Annotated in this window: 1 protein-coding gene; it reads left to right on the top strand. The window is 57.9% G+C overall.

Annotated elements, in window-relative coordinates; all coding sequences use genetic code 11:
- Positions 1-32: 32 nt before the first annotated feature.
- Positions 33-266 (top strand): hypothetical protein (locus N7568_RS23885; protein WP_261612175.1); only part of this gene is annotated, 234 nt, incomplete at its 3' end.

The raw sequence follows: 266 nt of genomic DNA, 5'->3' as shown, positions 1-266 counted from the left end.
ACACCAGTTACACCCGCACTTACCGCTACGATATGGCTGGCAATCTGATTCAGATACGCCACATCGCACCAGCCTCGCAAAATAATCACACCGCCAGGGTCACGATCAGCACCCGCAGCAATCGCGGTGTGTTGGACACCCTGGCGACAAATCCCGAGGAGGTGGAAGCATTTTTCTCGGCGGGTGGGCAGCAGACCACTTTGCATCCCGGACAGCGGCTTGTCTGGACGCCGCGCAACGAACTTTTGCAAGTGACCCCGGTGATG

Source organism: Paenarthrobacter aurescens, assembly GCF_025421775.1.
Taxonomy (GTDB): domain Bacteria; phylum Actinomycetota; class Actinomycetes; order Actinomycetales; family Micrococcaceae; genus Arthrobacter; species Arthrobacter aurescens_B.
Note: the sequence above shows the minus strand (reverse complement) of the source record. Positions and strands in the feature narration are given on the sequence as shown.